The organism is Metapseudomonas boanensis (assembly GCF_018704125.1).
GTDB lineage: Bacteria > Pseudomonadota > Gammaproteobacteria > Pseudomonadales > Pseudomonadaceae > Metapseudomonas > Metapseudomonas boanensis.
Genome location: NZ_JAGTIS010000012.1, coordinates 88,107 through 109,192, shown reverse-complemented (window position 1 = coordinate 109,192; position 21,086 = coordinate 88,107). Strand labels below are relative to the sequence as shown.

General features: G+C 60.3%; 21 protein-coding genes. 18 read left to right on the top strand and 3 right to left on the bottom strand.

Going from position 1 to position 21,086, the window contains the following annotated elements; all coding sequences use genetic code 11:
* Positions 1-4: 4 nt before the first annotated feature.
* A complete protein-coding gene (locus J7302_RS19910; protein ID WP_215378660.1) occupies positions 5-1,801 on the top strand; it encodes an ABC transporter transmembrane domain-containing protein in 1,797 nt (598 codons plus the stop codon).
* 91 nt (positions 1,802-1,892) lie between these two features.
* Here J7302_RS19910 and rne read toward each other — a convergent pair whose 3' ends face one another.
* Positions 1,893-4,997, bottom strand: coding sequence for a ribonuclease E (gene rne, locus J7302_RS19905; protein ID WP_215378658.1), 3,105 nt, complete (start codon positions 4,995-4,997; stop codon positions 1,893-1,895).
* A gap of 565 nt (positions 4,998-5,562) precedes the next feature.
* Here rne and rluC point away from each other — a divergent pair.
* The 3 genes from rluC to sppA are packed head-to-tail and all read left to right on the top strand — an operon-like array spanning position 5,563 to position 8,177.
* On the top strand, positions 5,563-6,516 hold the full coding sequence (gene rluC / locus J7302_RS19900; protein WP_215378655.1) for a 23S rRNA pseudouridine(955/2504/2580) synthase RluC: 954 nt from the start codon (positions 5,563-5,565) through the stop codon (positions 6,514-6,516).
* The gene (locus J7302_RS19895; RefSeq protein WP_215378652.1) at positions 6,509-7,201 is read left to right on the top strand and encodes an HAD-IA family hydrolase; all 693 of its coding nucleotides are present in this window, start codon (positions 6,509-6,511) and stop codon (positions 7,199-7,201) included. Before rluC ends, J7302_RS19895 begins: the two co-directional genes overlap by 8 nt.
* Positions 7,194-8,177, top strand: coding sequence for a signal peptide peptidase SppA (gene sppA / locus J7302_RS19890; RefSeq protein WP_215378650.1), 984 nt, complete (start codon positions 7,194-7,196; stop codon positions 8,175-8,177). Before J7302_RS19895 ends, sppA begins: the two co-directional genes overlap by 8 nt.
* A 64-nt stretch (positions 8,178-8,241) precedes the next feature.
* On the opposite strand, the gene J7302_RS19885 is transcribed toward sppA, so the two are convergent.
* Positions 8,242-8,820 (bottom strand): Maf family protein, encoded by a 579-nt coding sequence (locus J7302_RS19885; RefSeq protein WP_215378648.1) that lies wholly within the window; start codon positions 8,818-8,820, stop codon positions 8,242-8,244.
* 106 nt (positions 8,821-8,926) lie between these two features.
* Between J7302_RS19885 and J7302_RS19880 the strand changes: the two genes are divergently transcribed.
* From J7302_RS19880 to J7302_RS19820, 13 genes are all read left to right on the top strand, one after another.
* On the top strand, positions 8,927-9,454 hold the full coding sequence (locus J7302_RS19880) for a YceD family protein (RefSeq protein WP_215378646.1): 528 nt from the start codon (positions 8,927-8,929) through the stop codon (positions 9,452-9,454).
* Positions 9,455-9,467: 13 nt separating this feature from the next.
* Positions 9,468-9,650 carry a 50S ribosomal protein L32 gene (gene rpmF, locus J7302_RS19875; protein WP_041106089.1) on the top strand — a complete coding sequence of 61 codons (183 nt, stop codon included), beginning with the start codon at positions 9,468-9,470 and terminating at the stop codon, positions 9,648-9,650.
* 3 nt (positions 9,651-9,653) lie between these two features.
* Positions 9,654-10,664, top strand: a complete 1,011-nt coding sequence (plsX, locus tag J7302_RS19870) for a phosphate acyltransferase PlsX (protein WP_285899562.1) — start codon at positions 9,654-9,656, stop codon at positions 10,662-10,664.
* Between the two features lie 103 nt (positions 10,665-10,767).
* Entirely contained in the window at positions 10,768-11,706 is a 939-nt protein-coding gene (gene fabD / locus J7302_RS19865) for an ACP S-malonyltransferase (RefSeq protein ID WP_215378644.1), read from the top strand.
* 15 nt (positions 11,707-11,721) lie between these two features.
* Positions 11,722-12,465 carry a 3-oxoacyl-ACP reductase FabG gene (gene fabG / locus J7302_RS19860; RefSeq protein ID WP_215378642.1) on the top strand — a complete coding sequence of 248 codons (744 nt, stop codon included), beginning with the start codon at positions 11,722-11,724 and terminating at the stop codon, positions 12,463-12,465.
* Positions 12,466-12,656: 191 nt separating this feature from the next.
* A complete protein-coding gene (acpP, locus tag J7302_RS19855; protein ID WP_003283670.1) occupies positions 12,657-12,893 on the top strand; it encodes an acyl carrier protein in 237 nt (78 codons plus the stop codon).
* Positions 12,894-13,004: 111 nt separating this feature from the next.
* The gene (gene fabF / locus J7302_RS19850; protein WP_215378640.1) at positions 13,005-14,249 is read left to right on the top strand and encodes a beta-ketoacyl-ACP synthase II; all 1,245 of its coding nucleotides are present in this window, start codon (positions 13,005-13,007) and stop codon (positions 14,247-14,249) included.
* Positions 14,249-15,064: an aminodeoxychorismate lyase gene (pabC, locus tag J7302_RS19845; RefSeq protein WP_215378637.1), complete on the top strand. Its 816-nt coding sequence runs from the start codon at positions 14,249-14,251 to the stop codon at positions 15,062-15,064. Before fabF ends, pabC begins: the two co-directional genes overlap by 1 nt.
* Positions 15,065-15,070: 6 nt before the next feature.
* The gene (gene mltG, locus J7302_RS19840; RefSeq protein ID WP_349814465.1) at positions 15,071-16,105 is read left to right on the top strand and encodes an endolytic transglycosylase MltG; all 1,035 of its coding nucleotides are present in this window, start codon (positions 15,071-15,073) and stop codon (positions 16,103-16,105) included.
* A 13-nt stretch (positions 16,106-16,118) separates the two neighbouring features.
* Positions 16,119-16,751: a dTMP kinase gene (gene tmk, locus J7302_RS19835; RefSeq protein WP_215378633.1), complete on the top strand. Its 633-nt coding sequence runs from the start codon at positions 16,119-16,121 to the stop codon at positions 16,749-16,751.
* Complete coding sequence (locus J7302_RS19830) at positions 16,744-17,730, top strand: DNA polymerase III subunit delta' (protein ID WP_215378631.1); 987 nt, start codon at positions 16,744-16,746, stop codon at positions 17,728-17,730. Before tmk ends, J7302_RS19830 begins: the two co-directional genes overlap by 8 nt.
* A gap of 35 nt (positions 17,731-17,765) precedes the next feature.
* The gene (locus J7302_RS19825) at positions 17,766-18,122 is read left to right on the top strand and encodes a PilZ domain-containing protein (RefSeq protein ID WP_215378629.1); all 357 of its coding nucleotides are present in this window, start codon (positions 17,766-17,768) and stop codon (positions 18,120-18,122) included.
* A 67-nt stretch (positions 18,123-18,189) separates the two neighbouring features.
* Positions 18,190-18,975 (top strand): TatD family hydrolase, encoded by a 786-nt coding sequence (locus J7302_RS19820; RefSeq protein ID WP_215378627.1) that lies wholly within the window; start codon positions 18,190-18,192, stop codon positions 18,973-18,975.
* Between the two features lie 222 nt (positions 18,976-19,197).
* Here the strand turns inward: J7302_RS19820 and J7302_RS19815 are convergent, their stop codons facing one another.
* A complete protein-coding gene (locus tag J7302_RS19815; protein WP_215378625.1) occupies positions 19,198-20,331 on the bottom strand; it encodes an aminotransferase class V-fold PLP-dependent enzyme in 1,134 nt (377 codons plus the stop codon).
* Positions 20,332-20,405: 74 nt separating this feature from the next.
* Between J7302_RS19815 and J7302_RS19810 the strand changes: the two genes are divergently transcribed.
* The gene (locus J7302_RS19810; RefSeq protein WP_215378622.1) at positions 20,406-21,044 is read left to right on the top strand and encodes a TetR/AcrR family transcriptional regulator; all 639 of its coding nucleotides are present in this window, start codon (positions 20,406-20,408) and stop codon (positions 21,042-21,044) included.
* Positions 21,045-21,086 lie beyond the last annotated feature (42 nt).

Genomic DNA, 21,086 nt, shown 5'->3' with positions numbered 1-21,086 from the left:
GCATATGGTATCGCTCCTTACTTCACGGCAGCGCAAAGCGCTGCGCATGGCGGGACAGTTCGTGGCGCCCTATCGATGGCGGGTCATTGGAGCGTTGCTGGCGTTGCTTTTCACGGCGGGTATCACCCTGTCGATGGGGCAGGGCATCCGGCTGCTGGTGGATCAGGGCCTGGCAACGCAGTCCCCCGCCGCGTTGAATCGGTCGATCGGCTTTTTCTTCGGTCTGGTGTTGGCATTGGCGGTTGGCACCTTCACCCGTTTCTACCTGGTGTCGTGGATCGGAGAGCGCTTCGTCGCAGATATCCGCAAGCGAGTGTTCGACCATCTGATACAGCTGCATCCGGGCTTCTACGAGACCAATAGAAGCTCGGAGATCCAGTCGAGGCTGACGGCGGACACCACCTTGCTGCAATCGGTGATTGGTTCCTCGCTGTCCATGGCGCTGCGCAACGGCATCATGCTGGTTGGCGGTATCGTCCTTTTGTTCATCACCAATCCGAAGCTGACTGGCATCGTGCTGCTGGCCCTCCCCCTGGTGTTGGCCCCTATCCTGATATTCGGTCGGAGGGTGCGCCGGCTCTCGCGACAGAGCCAGGACCGAATTGCTGATGTCGGCAGCTACGTGGGGGAGACGCTTGGGCAGATCAAGACAGTTCAGGCTTATAACCATCAAGCCCAGGATCGCCTGCGCTTTGCCGGGACTGTCGAGGGTGCGTTCGAGACGGCGCGCAAACGCATTGCCCAGCGCGCCTGGTTGATCACCCTGGTCATCGTCCTGGTCCTGGGCGCCGTCGGCACGATGCTTTGGGTTGGCGGCATGGACGTGATCGGTGGGCGGATTTCCCCGGGAGATCTTGCAGCATTCGTGTTCTACAGCCTGATCGTCGGCGCAGCATTTGGAGCGATCAGTGAAGTGATTGGCGAGTTGCAGAGTGCAGCCGGGGCGGCGGAGCGGATTGCGGAGTTACTGCAGGCGCGTAACGAGATCATGCCGCCGCAGCAGGATAGGGTAGTGCTGCCGGACAGGGTCAGTGGCCGCCTCGAAATGCGCAACGTGCGTTTCGCCTATCCAACCAGACCGCATATCCCGGCACTGGACGGCGTAAGCCTTGAGGTGCGTCCCGGGGAGACGCTGGCTCTGGTGGGGCCTTCGGGGGCTGGAAAGACGACCGTCTTCGAGCTGTTGCTGCGCTTCTTCGATCCCCAGGAGGGCAGCATCCTGGTCGAAGGACTACCGCTGCAGCGCCTGGACCCGGCAGACCTGAGGCGTTGTTTTGCGCTGGTCTCGCAGAACCCGGCGCTGTTCTTCGGCAATGTCGAAGACAACATCCGCTACGGTCGGCCTGATGCCAGTCAGGCCGAGGTGGAGGCGGCGGCCCGCGCGGCCTATGCCCATGAGTTCATCATGCGACTTCCCGAAGGCTACAAGACGCACCTCGGTGAGGGCGGTATTGGATTGTCGGGTGGTCAGCGACAGCGGCTTGCAATCGCGCGGGCGCTGCTGGTGGATGCTCCAATCCTGTTGCTGGACGAAGCGACGAGTGCTCTGGATGCGGAAAGCGAGCACCTGATCCAACAGGCGCTGCCGGCATTGATGAGTGGACGGACAACTTTGGTCATCGCGCACCGCCTGGCAACGGTACAGAACGCGGATCGGATTGCGGTCATGGATCACGGGAGGCTGGTAGCCATTGGCACCCACTCGCAATTGGTCGTCAGCAATCCTCTATATGCGCGCCTTGCCGAGCTGCAGTTCGGCGCCCAGGAAGCAATCGAAGAAACCGGTGAGGTCAGCCGCTAAGTCTCTCCACCAGGCTCCGATAGGGCTTTCTGGCAGGTAAAGAAAAAGGGGGATGCTGGCAGCATCCCCCTTTTTCTATTCAGGTCGGGCTTTAGACTACCGGTTTTGGTTCGTCCTTGGCTTTAGCCTGCTCATGCTCTTCGGTCTTGGGCTCGGCTTCGAGTTCGACCTCAGCTTTGGCAATTGCCTCGGCAGCTTCGTCGGCGTGCTCCTGCTGTTCAGCGGGGGCCTCGGCGATCTGCTCAGGCTGCGGCTCGGTTGCTGCGGCTGGCTGCTCTTCGACATTGGCAACGGCGTGAGCCACCACAGATATCGGTTCGGTGGCAGCGACAGCCTCGACAACGTTTGCGGCTGCCTGTTGGGCTTCCTTGGCCAGACGCTCGGCTTCCAGTTGGCGGCGGCGAACTTCGCGCGGATCGTTAGGTGCGCGACCGGAGCTGGACGGCGCTGTTGCCGGTGTAGCGACAGGTTCCTCCATCTGCGGGGTCGGAACAGGCGCTTCGATCACGGCAGGTTGCTCGGCTTCGACTTCAGCTTCGGTAACGGTGGCCGCAGGTGCTATTTCAACAGCACTGGTCTCTTTGGTGACCGTGGCTGCTTCCATTTCAGCAGCGGCTGGAGTTTCCACTGCCTCGACTTCGCGAGCAGCTACCTCGACCTCGGTGGTCTGGACTTCGGCCCTGGCTTCGACCTCCTGCGCCGGAGCGGCTTCGGTCACTTCGACGGTGGCGCTGGCAATAGCGGTGGCGACTCCAGCGGCAACAACAGCGGAGCCGTCTTCACCCTCGGCAATAGCTTCATTGCCTTCCTGATCGTCGATGACTTCGCCGTTGGCTTCACGTTGACGTTCGCGACGATTGCTGCGGCGACGCTGACCGCGGGAGCGGCGGCGAGGGCGGTCGCCATCGGTGCCTTCCTGGCCGTCATCCTGCAGCAGTTCTTCGTTCAACAGCTCTTCCTCTGGAACCTCGACTGCAGCCAGTTCGTCGTGCGGCTGGCGCGCCTCGCGGGGCTGACGCTCTTCACGCGGCGGGCGCTCGGCGCGCTCGCGGCGCCCTTCCTGAACTTCGCGGGGTTCGCGCGGTTGGCGCTCTTCTCGAGGCTGGCGCTCTTCGCGCGGCTGACGCTCCTCTCGAGGCTGGCGCTCTTCGCGCGGCTGACGCTCCTCTCGAGGCTGACGCTCTTCGCGCGGCTGACGCTCCTCTCGAGGCTGACGCTCTTCACGTGGCTGGCGCTCTTCGCGGGGCTCGCGAGCAGGACGCTCTTCACGCGGCTGGCGTTCTTCGCGGGCAGGGCGCTCGCTACGCTCGCGGCGGCTTTCCTGGCCTTCGCGTGGCTGACGCTCTTCACGCGGCTTGCGATCTTCATCGCGGCGGGTGTCGCGGCCATCGCGGCGACGGTTCTGCTGGCGGCCGTTGCGACGCTCCTCGCTGCGAGGCTGACGCTCGGCTGCCGGCTTTTCCGCTTCCGGTTGAGTTTGTTCCTTGCCGGCGAACAGGCTGACCAGCGACTTCACCAGCCCCTTGAACAGGCTCGGCTCGGGGGACGGCTGCTCTGGGGCCAGCGGAGCAGCGGGGGCAGGGGCTGGAGCCGGAGCCGGGCGCTCTGGGGAAACGGTCTTCACCGCAGCCTCCTGGCGGACCAGGGTGCGGGTGGAGGTGGCCGGTTGGAGTTCTTCGGTTTCGGCCGGGGTCATTTCATAGCTGGACTGGCCTGTCAGCACTTCAGGGCTGTCGTCGCGCAGACGCTGAACTTCGAAATGTGGGGTTTCGAGGTGGTCGTTCGGCAGAATGACGATGCGCGAACGGGAGCGCAGCTCGATCTTGGTGATGCTGTTGCGCTTCTCGTTGAGCAGGAAGGCGGCGACCGGAATCGGTACCTGGGCGCGAACTTCTGCAGTGCGATCCTTCAGCGCTTCTTCTTCGATCAGGCGAAGAATGGCCAGCGACAGGGATTCGACGTCGCGAATTATGCCTTGGCCGTTGCAGCGCGGGCAGACGATGCCGCTGGTCTCGCCCAGGGATGGGCGCAGGCGCTGACGGGACATTTCCAGCAGGCCGAAACGCGAGATGCGGCCGATCTGCACGCGGGCGCGGTCGGCTTCCAGTGCTTCGCGGACTTTTTCTTCCACTGCGCGCTGGTTCTTGGCGGGTGTCATGTCGATGAAGTCGATGACGATCAGGCCACCGATGTCGCGCAGGCGCAGCTGGCGGGCGATTTCCTCAGCCGCTTCCAGGTTGGTCTGCAGGGCGGTTTCTTCAATGTCGCCGCCTTTGGTCGCGCGTGCCGAGTTGATGTCGATGGACACCAGGGCTTCGGTCGGATCGATCACGATGGAGCCGCCGGAAGGCAGCTTCACTTCGCGCTGGAAAGCAGTCTCGATCTGGCTCTCGATCTGGAAGCGGTTGAACAGTGGGACGCTGTCCTGGTAGAGCTTGATCTTGCTCTGGTACTGCGGCATGACCTGGCGGATGAAGCTGAGCGCTTCCTCGTGGGCCTCGACGCTGTCGACCAGTACTTCGCCGATGTCCTGGCGCAGGTAGTCGCGGATGGCGCGGATGATGACGTTGCTTTCCTGATAGATCAGGAAGGGGGCACCACGCTCACCGGAGGCTTCTTTGATGGCGCTCCAGAGTTGCAGCAGGTAGTCGAGGTCCCACTGCAGTTCTTCGCTGGAACGGCCGAGGCCGGCGGTACGAACGATCAGGCCCATGTCTGCGGGTGCATTGAGACCATTCAGGGCCTCACGCAGTTCGTTGCGCTCTTCGCCTTCGATACGACGGGAGATGCCGCCCGCGCGCGGGTTGTTGGGCATCAATACCAGGTAGCGGCCGGCCAGGCTGATGAAGGTGGTGAGGGCGGCACCTTTGTTGCCACGCTCTTCCTTCTCGACCTGGACTATGACTTCCTGGCCTTCGCTCAGCACTTCCTTGATGTTGATTCGTCCCTCTGGGGACTTCTTGAAGTACTCGCGGGAGATTTCTTTCAGCGGCAGGAAGCCGTGGCGTTCAGCGCCGAAATCGACGAAGGCTGCTTCGAGGCTGGGCTCGATACGCGTGATACGGCCTTTGTAGATGTTGGCTTTCTTCTGCTCGCGGGCACCCGACTCAATGTCCAGGTCATACAGGCGTTGGCCGTCGACCAGGGCAACACGCAACTCTTCGGGTTGAGTTGCGTTAATCAGCATTCTTTTCATGTGGTACCAACAGGTTTCCGGGCTGCCGGAAACGGCGATTGGCGCACACGACTCTCGCGGTCGGTGTCAGGTGCGTATCAGAGGTGGCATGCCGCCTCAGTGTCCAGCGAATTCCGGCCAGTGGGGCCTGAATCGCGACTACGTCTCCTGCTTGCTGTGTTGTGACAGAAGCACTTGTTCAGGAGGAGGAATCAGCCGTCGGTAGCGGACGAAGTGAAGCGTCTTGAATAAAGCTGGTGCTACGCAGTCCGACGAATGTGCATCTCCACCCTACACTTATCCCTTGAAAATCGGGTGCCGCTCGCTGAATCCGTAGCGGGTTGCATTTACCGTGATCTCCCATTGGGGTAATCACGCGTCATGGCTCAAGGCTTTGATTTCGGAAAATTCGCGGGCATTTCGGCGAATTTTCTGTCGGACGGCCTCACGTCCTGAATGAGTTGCTAGCGGCTGGGATGGTGGTTTTGATGCGCATCCCGAAGCCAGGCCGCTTTTGGCGGCGTTCGCGACTATAGCAGTAATCATTAAGTGCTTCAAATCCATAAAAAATTGTTATGATGCCGCGATGACTACTCCTTCCTCCCCAACCTTCGGCGTTCAGCTGCTTGAGGTTGCGCCGGAATATGCCGGCCAGCGCATCGATAATTTCCTACGCACCCAGCTGAAAGGTGTGCCTAAAACCCTGATTTATCGCATTCTCCGAAAGGGTGAGGTGCGTGTGAATAAGGGGCGAATCAAGCCTGAATACAAGCTTCAGTCTGGCGACATCGTCAGGGTGCCGCCACTGCGATTGGCTGAGCGTGATGAGGTGCCTCCAGTCGCGCAGGGGCTTCTGGAGCGCCTGGAAGCGGCCATCGTGTATGAGGACAAGGCGCTCATCGTGCTGAACAAACCGGCGGGTATCGCTGTGCATGGTGGGAGCGGGCTCAGCTTCGGTGTGATCGAGGCCTTTCGTCAGCTGCGTCCGGACGCCAAGGACCTGGAGCTGGTGCATCGGCTGGATCGTGATACTTCCGGGCTGCTCATGATCGCCAAAAAACGTAGCATGCTCCGGCATCTTCATGAGGCGCTGCGTGGCGACGGTGTTGATAAGCGCTATCTGGCTCTGGTTCGAGGCAGTTGGCCTACTTCGAAGAAGAAGGTCAGTGCGCCGTTGATGAAGAACAATTTGCGCTCCGGTGAGCGAATGGTCGAAGTGAATGCCGAAGGCAAGGACGCGCTGACGGAGTTCCGTGTCGTGCGACGCTTCGGTGAGTTCGCAACCCTGGTCGAGGCCAGTCCCATTACCGGGCGGACCCATCAGATCCGTGTTCATGCGAAACATGCGGGGCATTCCATTGCGGGTGATCCGAAGTATGGCGATGAGGAATTCACTCGCGAGATTCGCGAGTTGGGGGGCAGGCGCCTCTTCCTGCATGCCTACGCGCTCACCATTCAACTGCCGGACGGCGGTGAGCTGAAGCTCGAGGCGCCCGTGGATGAGGTGTGGCAGAAGACCTTGGAGCGTCTCGGTGCGTGACTATCAGCTATTGATCTTCGATTGGGATGGCACGCTTGTCGATTCCATTGCTCGCATCGTCGAGGCCATGAGGATTGCTGCTTCAGATTGCGCGCTGCCTTCATGCGACGAGCGGGCAATCAGGGGGATTATCGGGCTGGGTCTTCCTGAAGCGATCCATACGCTTTATCCAGAACTCGATGATCCTCATTGTGTCGAGCGATTCCGGCGGCGCTACAGTGATCATTACCATGCGCTGGAGCAGCAGCCTTCGGCTTTGTTTCCAGGGGTCGCTGAGGCTTTGGATGCGTTCAGGAGCGAGGGCTATCGCCTTGCGGTTGCTACAGGCAAGACGCGTCGAGGCCTGGATCATGTTCTGGCCGGGCGTGATTGGTTGGGGTATTTCGATGTCACTCGCTGTGCGGATGAAACGGCAAGCAAGCCTGATCCGCTGATGTTGCACGAGATACTGGCGTTTTGTGGACTTGGGCCTGAAAGCGCGCTGATGGTGGGCGATTCGCCTTTTGATCTGCGCATGGCGCATCGCGCAGGAATGGATTCGGTGGCGGTAGGTTATGGCGCCCAGCCGCTCGATGAGTTACTCAGGGAGTCGCCCAGGTTGGCGATCGATCATTTTGATGAGTTGCGTCACTGGTTGAGTGGTGGCGTCAGTCGGCAACCCAATGAGGTGGCAATTAATGTCTGATGAATGGAAGGCATCGGCCCCTGCCGACAAGCCTGAGGACAAAAGCTGGAAATTGCTGGAGAAGGCGGTTCTTGCTGGCGTTCAGGAGCAACGTCGGGCGCGGCGCTGGGGCATTTTCTTCAAGTCGCTGACCTTTGTTTATCTGTTTGTCGTGTTGGTGTTGTTCTCTCCTGTCTTCGACTTGCAGAAGAGTGCTGCGCGTAGCCAGGAGCATACGGCGCTGGTGGAGGTCCGTGGCATGATTGCTGATACCGAGGCGGCCAGTGCGGACAATATCGTCACAAGTCTGCGGAAGGCCTTCGAGGATCCGAAAACCAAAGGGGTTGTCCTGCGCATCAATAGCCCTGGGGGTAGTCCGGTCCAGTCTGGCTACATCTATGACGAGATTCGGCGCCTGCGTGAGGCGCACAAGGACATCAAGGCCTATGCGGTCATCACTGACCTTGGGGCGTCGGGGGCCTATTACATTGCCAGTGCTGCGGATGAGATCTATGCGGACAAGGCCAGTCTGGTCGGTTCCATCGGTGTAACGGCTGCCAGTTTCGGGTTTGTCGATGCGATGACCAAACTCGGTGTTGAGCGTAGGGTCTATACATCGGGTGAGCACAAAGCGTTTCTTGATCCGTTCCAGCCGCAAAAACCGGCAGAAACGGAGTTCTGGCAAAGCGTCCTCGAGACTACCCACCAGCAGTTCATTGAAAGTGTGAAGAAAGGGCGTGGCGACCGTTTGAAGGTTGCTGATCATCCGGAGTTATTCAGTGGTCTGGTCTGGTCTGGCGAGCAGGCCCTGAAGTTGGGATTGGTGGATAAGTTGGGTAGTGCCAGCTTTGTGGCTCGGGAAGTGATTGGGGCGAAAGAGATCGTTGATTACACGGTGCAAGAGACGCCGTTCGATCGTTTTGCGAAGAAATTTGGTTCCAGCGTCGCGGAGCGGTTGGCGCTCTGGATGGGTTTTCAGGGGCCTGCGTTGCGCTGAGTGTTTCTCGTTCAATGAAAATGCCCGGCCATTGCCGGGCATTTTCATTCGTGGGGCTGGAGAATCAGGGTATCTGCACGCCTTCGGCGAGAAGCATGTCGACTAGGCGGATGAGGGGGAGGCCAACGAGGCTGGTGGCGTCACTGCCTTCTGTAGCGCTGAAAAGGCTGACTCCGAGCCCTTCGGCCTTGAAGCTACCGGCGCAGTCGTAGGGGTGTTCTGCTTCGAGGTAGCGGCCAATGCGTGCTTCGTCGAGTTGGCGGAAGTGTACGGTGAAGGGTACGCAGCCCACTTGGCAGGTGTTGGACGCGCTGTTCAGGAGTGCCAGGCCTGTCAGGAAGGTCACATGAGTGCCGCTCGCGGCCATCAACTGGTCGCGGGCTCGCTGGAAGTTGTGGGGTTTGCCGAGGATCTGATCGCCAAGTATGGCCACTTGGTCCGAGCCGATGATGAGGTGATTCGGGTGGGTCGTGATCAGGGCTCGTGCTTTTTCCTCTGCAAGTCGGCGTACCAGTTGTTCGGCGCCTTCTTCAGGGTGGCGCGATTCGTCGATGGCAGGGGCGCTCCAAGTAAAGGGAAGGCGCAGGCGTTCGAGTAATTCGCGACGGTAGGGCGAGCTGGATGCAAGCACCAGGGGAAGCATGACGGTCTCCGGGGCAAAGGGCGTGAGTTTATAGAGCTCGTCCGTGGCTGAACAATGCGGAATTTCTTTTGACAGGGGCAGGGCTCGTCCCTAGAATGCTGCGCCTATGTTGAATGGGCCGATTCCACCTTATGTAGATCCGCGCAAGCTTGCGGACCGCGAGACCACCCTTGAGGGTGAGATCGCGCTCGCCAGCCTGGAGCGGCTCTGCGACACACTTTCGGACAACGCGGGCATCGTGCGAGCGAGTCTTGCGTTTGGTCGTGATGAGCGCCGAGCCGTTTTCATCCATAGTCGGATCGACGTCGAAGTTAAGATGGTTTGCCAGCGTTGTCTTGAGCTGGTCGCCCTGAACATCCACAGCGAGTGCGATTACGCCGTGGTGAGGGAAGGGACTGACAGTCAGTCGCTGCCGAAGGGCTATGACGTGCTGGAAGTGGGTGAAGATCCATTGGATCTAATGACTCTGGTCGAGGATGAGCTGTTGCTCGCCCTGCCCATAGTTCCGGCCCATGACCCTGAAGATTGCCAGCAGCCGGCGGGTCTCGATGAGCCCGAGCCGAGCGAGGACGAGGTTTCGCGGTCCAACCCGTTCAGCGTATTGGCGCAGTTAAAGCGTGACCCAAACGTTTAGGAGTTAATTGATTATGGCTGTTCAGCAGAACAAAAAATCCCGCTCGGCACGCGACATGCGTCGTTCCCACGATGCCCTCGAAGCCAATGCGCTGTCCGTAGAAAAAAGCACTGGTGAAGTTCACCTGCGCCACCACGTTTCCCCGGACGGTTTCTACCGTGGTCGCAAAGTGATCGACAAGGGCGCTGACGAGTAATCCTTGTCCGCCTCGATCATCGCGATTGACGCAATGGGTGGGGACTACGGTCCCTGCTGCATTGTTCCAGCTAGTCTTTCTTGTCTGGCTGAATACTCCTCGCTTCATCTGGTCCTTGTCGGCCAAACCCCCCTCATAGAAGAAATTATCGCCCGCTACCCTGGGGTCGATCGTCAACGCCTGCATGTCGAGCATGCCAGTGAAGTCATCGCCATGGATGAGCGTCCGGCTCAGGCCTTGCGCGGCAAGCCTGATTCCTCGATGCGTGTTGCGTTGGAGCTGGTGCGTAATGGTCGTGCCCAAGCCTGTGTTAGTGCGGGCAACACCGGCGCACTCATGGCACTCTCCCGGTATGTGCTGAAGACTCTGCCAGGTATTGATCGCCCAGCCATGATGGCTGCCGTTCCTACAATGGCTGGCCACTGCCACTTGCTGGATCTCGGTGCCAACGTTGATTGCAGTGCCGAGCATCTTTATCAATTCGCCGTGATGGGTGCAGTTGCGGCCGAAACCTTGGGTACCGTTCAGCCGCGGGTGGCGTTACTTAACGTCGGAACCGAGGACATCAAGGGTAACCAGCAGGTCAAGCTCGCTTCTAACCTGTTACAGCAGGCGGCAGGGCTTAACTACATCGGTTTCGTCGAAGGTGATGGTCTTTATCGCGGCGATGCGGATGTGGTTGTCTGTGATGGCTTCGTTGGCAATATCCTGCTGAAGTCCAGTGAAGGATTGGCGTCGATGATTTCTTCGCGCATCGAGGCGCTTTTCAGTCAGAGTATCGGCTCGCGCATGATTGGGGCTCTGGCATTGCCGGTGCTGCGTCGGCTGCGTACCGAGTTGGCTCCAGCTCAGTACAATGGCGCCAGTTTCCTCGGATTGCAGGGTATCGTCGTCAAGAGTCATGGTTCGGCGGCGGGCGAAGGGTTCCAGAGCGCTATTCGTCGTGCCTTGATCGAGGTTCGGGAGAACCTGCCGCAGCGGCTACATGGTCGTCTCGAGCATCTGTTGTTGTAGGATGTGACCACTGCCGGGGGCTTGTCATCCAACTGTCAGTTCCGTGCGCTTGGCTATGTCGAGCGTCAATTTCCCTATACCGCCAGATAAGGGACTCATTTAAATGTCCGCATCCCTCGCGTTCGTTTTTCCCGGCCAAGGCTCCCAGTCCCTGGGCATGCTGGCCGAGCAAGGGGCTCAGCAGCAGCTGGTCCTGGATACCTTTGCCGAAGCTTCCGAAGCCCTTGGTTATGATCTCTGGGCGCTGACCCAGCAAGGCCCGGAAGAACAGCTGAATCAGACCGACAAGACCCAGCCGGCCATCCTCACTGCTTCCATTGCCCTCTGGCGCCTCTGGCTTGCTGAGGGCGGCAAGCGTCCCGCCTATGTTGCAGGTCATAGTCTGGGTGAATACTCCGCGCTGGTGGCAGCCGGCAGCCTGGCATTTGTCGATGCGGTGAAGCTGGTAGAGCGCCGCGGTCAGCTGATGCAGCAAGCCGTGCCCGCCGGGCAGGGCGGCATGGCTGCAATTCTCGGTCTTGAGGATGCCGACGTGCTGGCTGCTTGCGCCGAAGCTTCCCAGGGCGAAGTGGTCAGTGCCGTGAATTTCAACGCCCCCGGTCAGGTGGTGATCGCCGGGGCTGCTGCTGCCGTTGGTCGTGCTGTCGAGGCCTGCAAGGCGCGTGGCGCAAAGCGCGCGATGCCGCTTCCGGTCAGCGTGCCGTCCCACTGCGCGCTGATGAAGCCTGCTGCCGAGCGTTTTGCAGAGGCGGTCGAGGCTGTCGCGTGGCAGGCGCCACAGATCCCGCTCGTGCAGAACGTCAGTGCTGCCGTTGTAGGTGATCTGGAGGTGCTCAAGCGTGACCTTCTGGCGCAGCTCTACAGTCCCGTGCGCTGGGTTGAGTCTATGGTCTGCCTGTCCGAGAGCGGCGTTGCCGACCTGGTCGAATGTGGCCCGGGCAAGGTGCTGTCCGGCCTCAACAAGCGTTGTGTGAAGGGTGTGAACACCCACAACCTGGATACCCCCGATGCCTTCGCAGCCGCTCGTGCTGCACTGGCCTGAACAAGGAGAAGACCTATGAGTCTGCAAGGTAAGGTGGCGCTGGTTACCGGTGCGAGCCGCGGTATTGGTCAGGCGATTGCGCTTGAGCTGGGCCGTCAGGGCGCAGTAGTCATTGGCACTGCAACTTCTGCTTCGGGCGCCGAGCGCATCGCCGAGGTACTGAAAGCGAACGGCATCGAAGGCGCCGGCCTGGTGCTGGATGTCAGTAACGACGAATCCGTTGCCAGTACGCTGGAACACATCCAGCAGCACTTGGGGCAGCCGCTGATTCTGGTCAACAACGCCGGTATCACCCGCGACAACCTCATGCTGCGCATGAAGGATGACGAGTGGTTCGACGTGATCAATACCAACCTCAACAGCCTGTATCGTCTGTCCAAGGCTGTGCTGCGTGGCATGACCAAGGCTCGCTGGGGGCGCATCATCAACATTGGCTCGGTAGTCGGTGCCATGGGGAACGCCGGGCAGACCAACTACGCTGCCGCCAAGGCCGGCCTAGAGGGCTTCAGCCGCGCGCTGGCGCGAGAAGTCGGTTCGCGTGCTATCACTGTCAACTCTGTAGCGCCGGGCTTCATCGATACCGACATGACGCGCGAGTTGCCGGATGCTCAGCGTGATGCACTACTGACCCAGATTCCGCTGGGTCGTCTGGGGCAAGCAGAGGAGATCGCCAAAGTGGTAGGATTCCTCGCGTCCGATGGCGCTGCCTACGTGACTGGCGCCACCATCCCCGTGAACGGTGGCATGTACATGAGCTGAATGTGACGAATCCCTTCAGGAAACTGTCATACGGGCTGTCTAAAATCCGTTATAAAAGTGCAACTGGTTTATAGGCATTTCGTTGCGGCGATCCAGGGGGGGTTCAGGCGTTCTGCTTGAAATGCGGAAAACCCTTTCTATAAACTGCAGCCCCAGCTGCACGGATTTTTCCATAGGAGTGAAAACAAGGTATGAGCACCATCGAAGAACGCGTCAAGAAAATCGTCGCCGAGCAACTGGGCGTCAAAGAAGAGGAAGTCACCAACAGCGCTTCCTTCGTTGAAGACCTGGGCGCCGACTCCCTTGACACCGTTGAGCTGGTGATGGCTCTGGAAGAGGAATTCGAGACCGAGATCCCGGACGAGCAAGCCGAGAAGATCACCACCGTTCAGGAAGCTATCGATTACATCAACGCGCACGCGCAGTAAGTTGTAATCGTCGGTTCCCGACTCGGAAAAGCCGCACGACCTTAACTAGGCGTGCGGTTTTTCTTTAAGCCTGAATCAACCGCCGTGTAGAGATTGAAGAAGGAGATCGCTGTGTCGCGTAGACGCGTCGTGGTCACTGGCATGGGCATGCTGTCACCGCTGGGTACCGATGTGCCGAGCAGCTGGCAAGGAATTCTGGCCGGCCAAAGTGGCATTGGTCCGATCGAACATATGGATTTGATGGCCTATTCCACCCGTTTTGGTGGATCGGTCAAAGGGTTCAATGTCGAGGAATACCTGTCGGCCAAAGAGGCGCGCAAGCTCGACCTGTTCATCCAGTACGGCCTTGCTGCAAGTTTCCAGGCCGTGCGTCACTCCGGCCTCGAAGTGACTGATGCCAACCGGGAGCGCATTGGCGTGGCCATGGGCTCGGGTATAGGTGGCCTCACCAATATTGAGAACAACTGCAAATCCTTGATTGAGCAGGGGCCCCGGCGGATTTCACCGTTCTTCGTCCCAGGCTCGATCATCAACATGGTTTCCGGCTTCCTGTCGATCCACTTGGGTATCCAGGGGCCGAACTACGCCATCGCAACCGCCTGCACCACGGGTACCCATTGCATTGGCATGGCCGCCCGCAACATTGCCTACGGCGAAGCCGACGTTATGGTTGCCGGCGGCTCCGAGATGGCGGCTTGTGGTCTTGGCATCGGCGGTTTTGCGGCAGCCCGCGCGCTGTCTACACGCAATGACGATCCGACCCGTGCCAGTCGTCCGTGGGACAAGGGACGCGATGGCTTCGTGCTGTCCGATGGCGCTGGTGCATTGGTGCTCGAGGAGCTCGAGCATGCCAAAGCGCGCGGCGCTACCATCTATGCAGAGCTGATCGGCTTTGGTATGAGTGGCGATGCTTTCCACATGACTTCGCCGCCAGAAGACGGTGCTGGCGCGGCCCGTTGCATGCGCAATGCGCTTCGCGATGCTGGCCTCAACCCTGACCAGGTCGACTATGTGAACGCCCACGGCACTTCGACCCCGGCAGGCGACGTCGCCGAGGCCATGGCGCTCAAGTCGGTATTCGGCGAGCACGCCTACAGGCTCGCGATCAGTTCGACCAAGTCCATGACCGGCCATTTGCTGGGCGCTGCGGGTGCGGTTGAGGCGATTTTCAGCGTGCTGGCTATACGGGATCAGGTCGCGCCGCCGACCATCAATCTCGACGAGCCTGATGCAGGCTGCGACCTGGACTTCGTGCCCCATCAGGCGCGACCCATGCCTATGGATGTCGTACTGTCCAACTCCTTCGGCTTCGGCGGTACCAACGGCTCGTTGATCTTCCGGCGGTACGTGGGTTGATGCCGAGCTGGGTCGATGGCCGCCCGGCCGAGTCGCTGTCCATCAAGGATCGCGGCTTGGCCTACGGTGATGGGGTGTTCGAGACCATCGCCGTGCGCGCTGGCCGTCCTCCTTTGCTGGAGTACCACATGGCCCGTCTATCGACGGGCTGTGCGCGACTGGGCATTGCCCTGGATGTTGCGCTGGTACGTACTGAAATCTTGTCCTTTGCCAGTAAGTTGGGGGAAGGCGTTGCCAAGCTCATACTCACTCGCGGGGACGGGCTGCGTGGCTATGCACCGCCGCCCACGACGCAGGCTCGGCGGATACTCCAGGGCAGCCCAATGCCAGCCTACCCTTCTGTCAATGCCGAGCAAGGGGTCGAGCTCTACCCGTGCGCTACGCGGTTGGCCGAACAACCCCTGCTAGCTGGTCTCAAGCATCTCAATCGTCTTGAACAGGTGATGGCCCGTGCAGAGTGGCAGTCGACCGAGTATGCCGAAGGGCTTGTTCGGGACATTTCCGGTCGTGTCATCGAGGGGGTGTTCAGCAACCTTTTCCTGCTGGTCGATGGGGTGCTGGTAACAGCTGAGCTATCTCGTTGCGGTGTTGCCGGAGTCATGCGGGCCGCGCTGCTCGAGCGTGCGAAGGCCGTTGGCATTCCGGTCGAGATACGCGACATCGAATTCGATGAGCTTCTCGCTGCCCAGGAAGTCTTTCTCTGCAATAGCCTCTATGGCGTCTGGCCCGTGCGAGCGATGGCGGGCCATCACTGGTCGGTGGGCCCGCTGACCCGTACACTTCAAGCTATCGCCCGCGATCTACTGGACAACTGATTCGTGATACGCAAATTCCTGCTGATGCTGGAGGCAGGCCTGTTGCTTGCCGGCCTGCTGGTGGCCTTTGCCGCCTGGCAGCAGCACGTCACCTTGCAACAGAAGCTGATCTTGCCGGAGGAGCGCCTGCTGGACGTGCCGGCAGGCTCCACGCCAGGCGGACTGCTGAATCGTCTGGAGGAAGAGGGTGTCCTGCACAATGCCTTCTGGCTCCGGCAATACTGGCGATTCAATCTGGACGGGGCATCGCTGCACAGCGGTGAATACCGTTTGACGCCCGGCATGGATGCCGCCGAGTTGCTGGCGCTGTGGCAGCGCGGCGAAGTGGTGCAATACAGCCTCACCCTGGTGGAGGGGTGGAGCTTCCGCCAGGTGCGTGCCGCATTGGCGAAGCAGGCCAAGCTCGAACAAACCCTGGAAGGCGCAAGTGATGCCGAGCTGATGGCGCGTATCGGTCGCCCGGGCGAGCATCCCGAGGGGCGTTTCTTTCCAGATACTTATCGCTATGTGCGTGGGACTCGCGATGTCGACCTGCTGAAGCAGGCGCGTGGTCGCCTGGATGAGGTGCTGGACGAAGAGTGGAGTAAGCGCGCCGACAAGCTGCCTTATAGTGGGCCTTACCAGGCCTTGATCATGGCCTCGCTGGTCGAGAAGGAAACCGGCGTGCCCGACGAGCGCGCACAGATTGCCGGGGTTTTCATTCGCCGCCTTCAGAGCGGCATGCTGCTGCAAACCGATCCGACCGTGATCTACGGTTTGGGGGAGCGCTATAACGGCAACCTGACCCGTGCCGACCTGCGTGAGCCGACGCCGTACAACACGTATGTCATCAGTGGCCTGCCACCTACGCCAATCGCCCTGGCCGGGCGCGAGGCGATAAATGCAGCCTTGCACCCTGCTGCAGGAAAGAGCCTCTACTTCGTCGCCCGTGGCGACGGTAGCCATGTATTCTCCGAGACCCTGGGTGAGCACAATCAGGCAGTGCGCGATTTCCAAATGAAACGCCGCGCAGATTACCGCTCCAGCCCGATCCCGCAATGAAGAAGGACACCCCGTGAGCGGTCTGTTCATTACCCTCGAAGGCCCCGAGGGTGCCGGAAAAAGCACCAACCGAGATTATCTTGCCGAAAGGTTGCGCAGTGCTGGAAAGGAGATCGTGCTGACCCGTGAGCCGGGTGGCACCCCCTTGGCTGAGCGCATTCGCGAAATTCTCCTCACACCCAGTGACGAGAGCATGGCTGCCGATACTGAGCTCTTGCTGGTTTTCGCCGCTCGAGCGCAGCACCTGCATACGGTGATTAGGCCAGCCTTGGCGCGTGGGGCGATCGTGCTGTGCGATCGTTTTACCGATGCGACTTACGCCTACCAGGGCGGTGGCCGTGGTCTTTCGGCGGAGCGCATTGCCTTGCTGGAGTCTTTCGTCCAGGGCGATCTGCGCCCCGACCTGACCCTGGTCTTCGATCTGCCCGTCGATGTGGGCCTTGCCCGCGCTGCCGCACGAGGGCGTCTGGATCGCTTCGAGCAAGAGCACCGAGATTTCTTCGAGTCGGTCCGGCGTACTTACTTGCAGCGTGCGGCACAAGCTCCGCAGCGATATCGAATCATCGACTCGTCCGTGCCGCTGGCAGATGTGCAGCGCAGCCTCGATTGCTTGCTTCCAGAGCTGCTGGAGCGCTGCGATGGCTGAGGTCTACCCATGGCAGGAAGGTCTATGGTCGCAGCTCGCAGGCCGCCCTCGGCATGCTCATGCCTATCTCCTGCACGGTCCAGCTGGAATCGGCAAGCGGGCCATGGCAGAGCGCCTGATGGCTTTCCTGCTTTGCCAGAGTCCGGATGGCCTGCAAGCCTGCGGTCGGTGCAAGGCCTGCATGCTGCTGTCTGCCGGGACGCACCCGGATGCTTTCGTGCTGGAACCCGAGGAAGCTGACAAGGCGATCCGGGTCGACCAGGTCCGTGAGCTGGTCGGCTTCGTGGTCCAGACCGCCCAGCTCGGTGGGCGCAAGGTCATCTTGCTGGAGCCGGCGGAAGCGATGAACCTGAATGCCGCCAATGCTCTGCTGAAGAGCCTGGAAGAACCCTCTGGCGATACGGTTTTGTTGCTGATCAGCCACCAACCTAGCCGACTGCTACCAACGATCAAGAGTCGTTGTGTCCTGCAGGCCTGTCCCTTGCCGAGTGAAAGCCAGAGCTTGACGTGGTTGGGCGCTGCATTACCTGGCTCGAGCCCGGAGGAGCGTCATGAGCTTCTCGTGCTGGCAGGTGGTTCACCCTTGTCTGCAAAGCGGTTGGAGGAACAGTCCGTTCGTCAGCAACGTGCTGACGTGGTGGATGGGGTCAAGAAGCTGCTCAAGCAGCAGGTGGGGGCGAGCCAACTGGCCGAAGGCTGGAATGCGGTTTCGCTGATCCTCTTGTTCGACTGGTTCAGCGAATGGGCGCAGTTGATGTTGCGCTATCAGCTGACCCGAGATGAGGCGGGGCTTGGTCTGGCCGACATGCGCAAGGTGGTGCAGTACCTGGCCGACAAGGCGCCGCAGCACAAAGTGCTGGCCATGCAGGATTGGCTCCTGCAGCAGCGACAGAAAGTCCTTGGTAAAGCCAACCTCAATCGTGTCCTGCTTCTCGAAGCTCTGCTCGTGCAGTGGGCAAGCCTGCCCGGGCCGGGCTAGAATCCCGAGTTGAGCCAGACAGCCAGGAATGCCGCATGAGCCTGCCACCGAATATGGGTCCGCGTAACGGGATCTTGTCTCTTACCATCAAGGACAAGTCCGTGCTTTACGCCGCCTATATGCCGTTCATCAAGAACGGTGGCTTGTTCATCCCTACCAACAAGAGCTACAAGCTCGGTGATGAAGTCTTCATGCTGCTCAACCTCATGGACGAGCAGGAGAAGATTCCGGTCGCCGGCAAGGTTGTCTGGATTACCCCGAAGGGCGCCCAGGGCAACCGTGCTGCAGGCATCGGTGTCCAGTTCAACGACGGCGACAGCGGGGCGCGCAACAAGATCGAGACCTACCTGGCCGGCGCCCTCAAGTCCGATCGCCCCACCCATACGATGTAGCGGGCGCCTGCCCAAGGCTGCAAGCAACAGGCTTGAGTCTGGCAGATGCGGCCTGGAGCCTTGAACCATGTTGATCGACTCCCATTGCCACCTGGACCGCCTCGACCTGGCGGCCCACGGCGGTTCACTGGACGCTGCACTTGAGGCCGCTCGGGCCCGTGGCGTAGGTCATTTCCTCTGCATTGGCGTCAGCGCGGACAATGCGGCCAGCGTCAAGGCGCTGGCCGAGCATTATGCGGATGTCGACTGCTCGGTTGGCGTGCATCCGCTGGATCTGCAGCCAGGCGAGGACCTCGCGCTGGACTGGTTGCTGCGCGAACTCGACCATCCTCGTGTAGTCGCCATCGGTGAAACCGGTCTGGACTATCACTACGAGCCAGAAGCAGCGGATCTTCAGCAGCGTGCCTTCCGATTGCACCTTGAGGCTGCGCGGATTACCGGCAAGCCGGTCATTGTGCATACCCGCGAGGCGCGTGCCGATACCTTGGCCCTGCTGCGTGAGGCTGCGTTGCCCCAGGCCGGCGTGCTGCACTGCTTCACCGAGGACTGGGCAATGGCCCGGGCGGCGCTGGACCTCGGCTTTTACATTTCCCTTTCCGGCATCGTGACCTTCCGCAATGCTGATTCGCTTCGTGATGTCGCGCGCCAGGTTCCTGCCGATCGGCTGTTGGTGGAGACCGATTCCCCTTATCTCGCGCCGGTCCCGTATCGCGGCAAGGCGAATCTCCCGCAGTATGTGCGTGAGGTGGCCGAGTTCCTGGCGATGCTTCGCGGTGAGGATTTCGAAGCGTTTGCCGAGCAGACCACTGCCAATTTCCAGCGGTTGTTCCCGTTGGCTCGGGTTGCCGGGTAAATCCTGCGGGCAAAAAAAACCCGGGTTCTGGGGGATGAATCCGGGTCAAGACCATTAGGAGTAAAACAAAGGTACACGATCCACGGTACCTCGACTGGCTGGGCACTTGGGGGGAGATGCCGCGCACCAGTAACAAGAAGTATTGGCTAATATCCCTTCACGTCCAGAGTAGGTCCCGGTGTTTTTAAACGTATTTGGAATACACTCGCACCGGCTGAGTCCTCATCCGTCTGCCAGCTGGCGCAGCAGGGCCAGAGTCTCGTCGATCACCCGCAACTCCGTATAGAAATGGGGAGAAAAGCGGATGCCGCCTCCCCGTTGGGCGCAGACTACCTGTTCGTCTCTTAGTCGCTCGAAGAGCGCGAGATTGTCCCAATGATCAAGGCGGAAGTTCAGAATCCCGGCGCGCCGCTCAGGAGCGGGTGGGCTCAGCAGTTGTACGCCTGGAATGCCGACAAGTCCGTCCTGAAGCCATTGCACGCGCTCTGCCAGGGCGCTGCCGACCTTTACCATGCCCACTTCCTCCAGCAGCGAGAGGCTGGCCTCCAGGGCCATTGCGCCCAACATATTGGGGCTGCCGCACTCGAAGCGCCGAGCCGTGCACGCTGGTTCCCATTCGTCGAACTCGTAGTTTCCGGGATTCTCCAGCATGTGCCAGCCGTACTCATGAAGCTTTAGCTGTTGTCGCAGGTCGCTGCGGCAATAAAAGACGCCCAATCCCTCGGGGCCCAGCATCCACTTGTGCCCGTCGGCCATCGCGAAGGCGCAATCATAGTCCTGGACGTCGAAGGGCAGGGCACCAAGCTGCTGGATGGCATCCACGCAGAACAGCACGCCGCGCTGGCGGCAGCCGTGTCCAAGGCGCTGGAGGTCCATGCGCAGGCCGCGGGCATACTGCACGGCGCTGATGGACATGAGGCGAGTCCGCGGGCCGCAGGTATTTAGCAGGGCGGCCTCCGGGTCGGCCACATCGAGGTCGACGTGCAGTACCTCCACGCCGAAGCGCTCGAGGGCCTCCCAGACCACCCGGTTCGAGGGGAACTCCTGGTCGCTGATGACCACCTGGTCACCCGTCCGCCAGTCCAGACCAAAAGCGACGAAGGAGAGGGCTTCCGATGTATTCTTGACCAGCGCAATATCGGTAGTGGTTGGTGCGTTCATGAGGCGGGTAAGGCGTTCTCGTAGGCTACGCTCTACCTTCAACCAGTCTGGATAATCGCGTGCACCGATGCTCAGGTTCTCGTTGGCGAAGGGTGTGACCGCCTGGGTCGCGCGTTTCGGCCAGGGCGCGACAGCGGCATGGTTCAGATAGCGAAGGCCAGAGGCCTGGGCAAACTCATCGTGCAATAAGCTCATAGTCGGATGATCCGTGCATTTTTGCGCTAGTTAGGCATAATACGCGGCTTGATTTTTGACCCCACAGTCCCTTTATGCAGAAAGAACCCCGTAAAGTCCGTGAGTTCCGCCGCCGCGAGCAGGAAATTCTCGACACCGCCCTTAAGCTCTTCCTCGAGGAGGGTGAGGACAGCGTTACCGTCGAGATGATCGCTGACGCAGTGGGTATCGGCAAAGGCACCATCTACAAGCACTTCAAGTCGAAGGCGGAAATCTATCTGCGCCTGATGCTCGACTATGAGCGCGACCTCAATGCCCTGCTGCATTCGGCCGATGTGGATCGAGACAAGGAAGCCTTGTCGCGCGCCTATTTCGAGTTCCGTATGCGTGATCCGCAGCGTTACCGCTTGTTCGACCGTCTGGAAGAGAAGGTGGTCAAGAACAGCCAGGTACCTGAGATGGTCGAGCAGCTGCACAAAATCCGCGCGTCGAACTTCGAACGGCTGACCCAGCTGATCAAAGGGCGGATAGCCGAGGGCAAGCTCGAAGATGTGCCGCCGTATTTTCACTATTGCGCGGCCTGGGCGCTGGTCCATGGCGCTGTCGCACTCTACCACTCGCCTTTCTGGAGCAGCGTCCTCGAAGATCAGGAAGGTTTCTTCCAGTTCCTCATGGATATTGGCGTGCGCATGGGCAACAAGCGCAAGCGCGAAAGCGACTCCCCAGCCGGTTGACGTATTCAGTAGGCCTATGTCGCGTTGGCGGGCATGTGAGGC

Coding starts and splice junctions, on each gene's coding strand:
- acpP (WP_003283670.1), top strand. CDS start 12,657: ATGAGCACCATCGAAGAACGCGTCAAGAAAATCGTCGCCGAGCAACTG.
- J7302_RS19820 (WP_215378627.1), top strand. CDS start 18,190: ATGTTGATCGACTCCCATTGCCACCTGGACCGCCTCGACCTGGCGGCC.
- pabC (WP_215378637.1), top strand. CDS start 14,249: ATGCCGAGCTGGGTCGATGGCCGCCCGGCCGAGTCGCTGTCCATCAAG.
- J7302_RS19880 (WP_215378646.1), top strand. CDS start 8,927: ATGTTGAATGGGCCGATTCCACCTTATGTAGATCCGCGCAAGCTTGCG.
- rluC (WP_215378655.1), top strand. CDS start 5,563: ATGACTACTCCTTCCTCCCCAACCTTCGGCGTTCAGCTGCTTGAGGTT.
- rpmF (WP_041106089.1), top strand. CDS start 9,468: ATGGCTGTTCAGCAGAACAAAAAATCCCGCTCGGCACGCGACATGCGT.
- J7302_RS19910 (WP_215378660.1), top strand. CDS start 5: ATGGTATCGCTCCTTACTTCACGGCAGCGCAAAGCGCTGCGCATGGCG.
- J7302_RS19815 (WP_215378625.1), bottom strand. CDS start 20,331: ATGAGCTTATTGCACGATGAGTTTGCCCAGGCCTCTGGCCTTCGCTAT.
- J7302_RS19885 (WP_215378648.1), bottom strand. CDS start 8,820: ATGCTTCCCCTGGTGCTTGCATCCAGCTCGCCCTACCGTCGCGAATTA.
- fabD (WP_215378644.1), top strand. CDS start 10,768: ATGTCCGCATCCCTCGCGTTCGTTTTTCCCGGCCAAGGCTCCCAGTCC.
- J7302_RS19810 (WP_215378622.1), top strand. CDS start 20,406: ATGCAGAAAGAACCCCGTAAAGTCCGTGAGTTCCGCCGCCGCGAGCAG.
- fabG (WP_215378642.1), top strand. CDS start 11,722: ATGAGTCTGCAAGGTAAGGTGGCGCTGGTTACCGGTGCGAGCCGCGGT.
- sppA (WP_215378650.1), top strand. CDS start 7,194: ATGTCTGATGAATGGAAGGCATCGGCCCCTGCCGACAAGCCTGAGGAC.
- J7302_RS19830 (WP_215378631.1), top strand. CDS start 16,744: ATGGCTGAGGTCTACCCATGGCAGGAAGGTCTATGGTCGCAGCTCGCA.
- rne (WP_215378658.1), bottom strand. CDS start 4,997: ATGAAAAGAATGCTGATTAACGCAACTCAACCCGAAGAGTTGCGTGTT.
- J7302_RS19825 (WP_215378629.1), top strand. CDS start 17,766: ATGAGCCTGCCACCGAATATGGGTCCGCGTAACGGGATCTTGTCTCTT.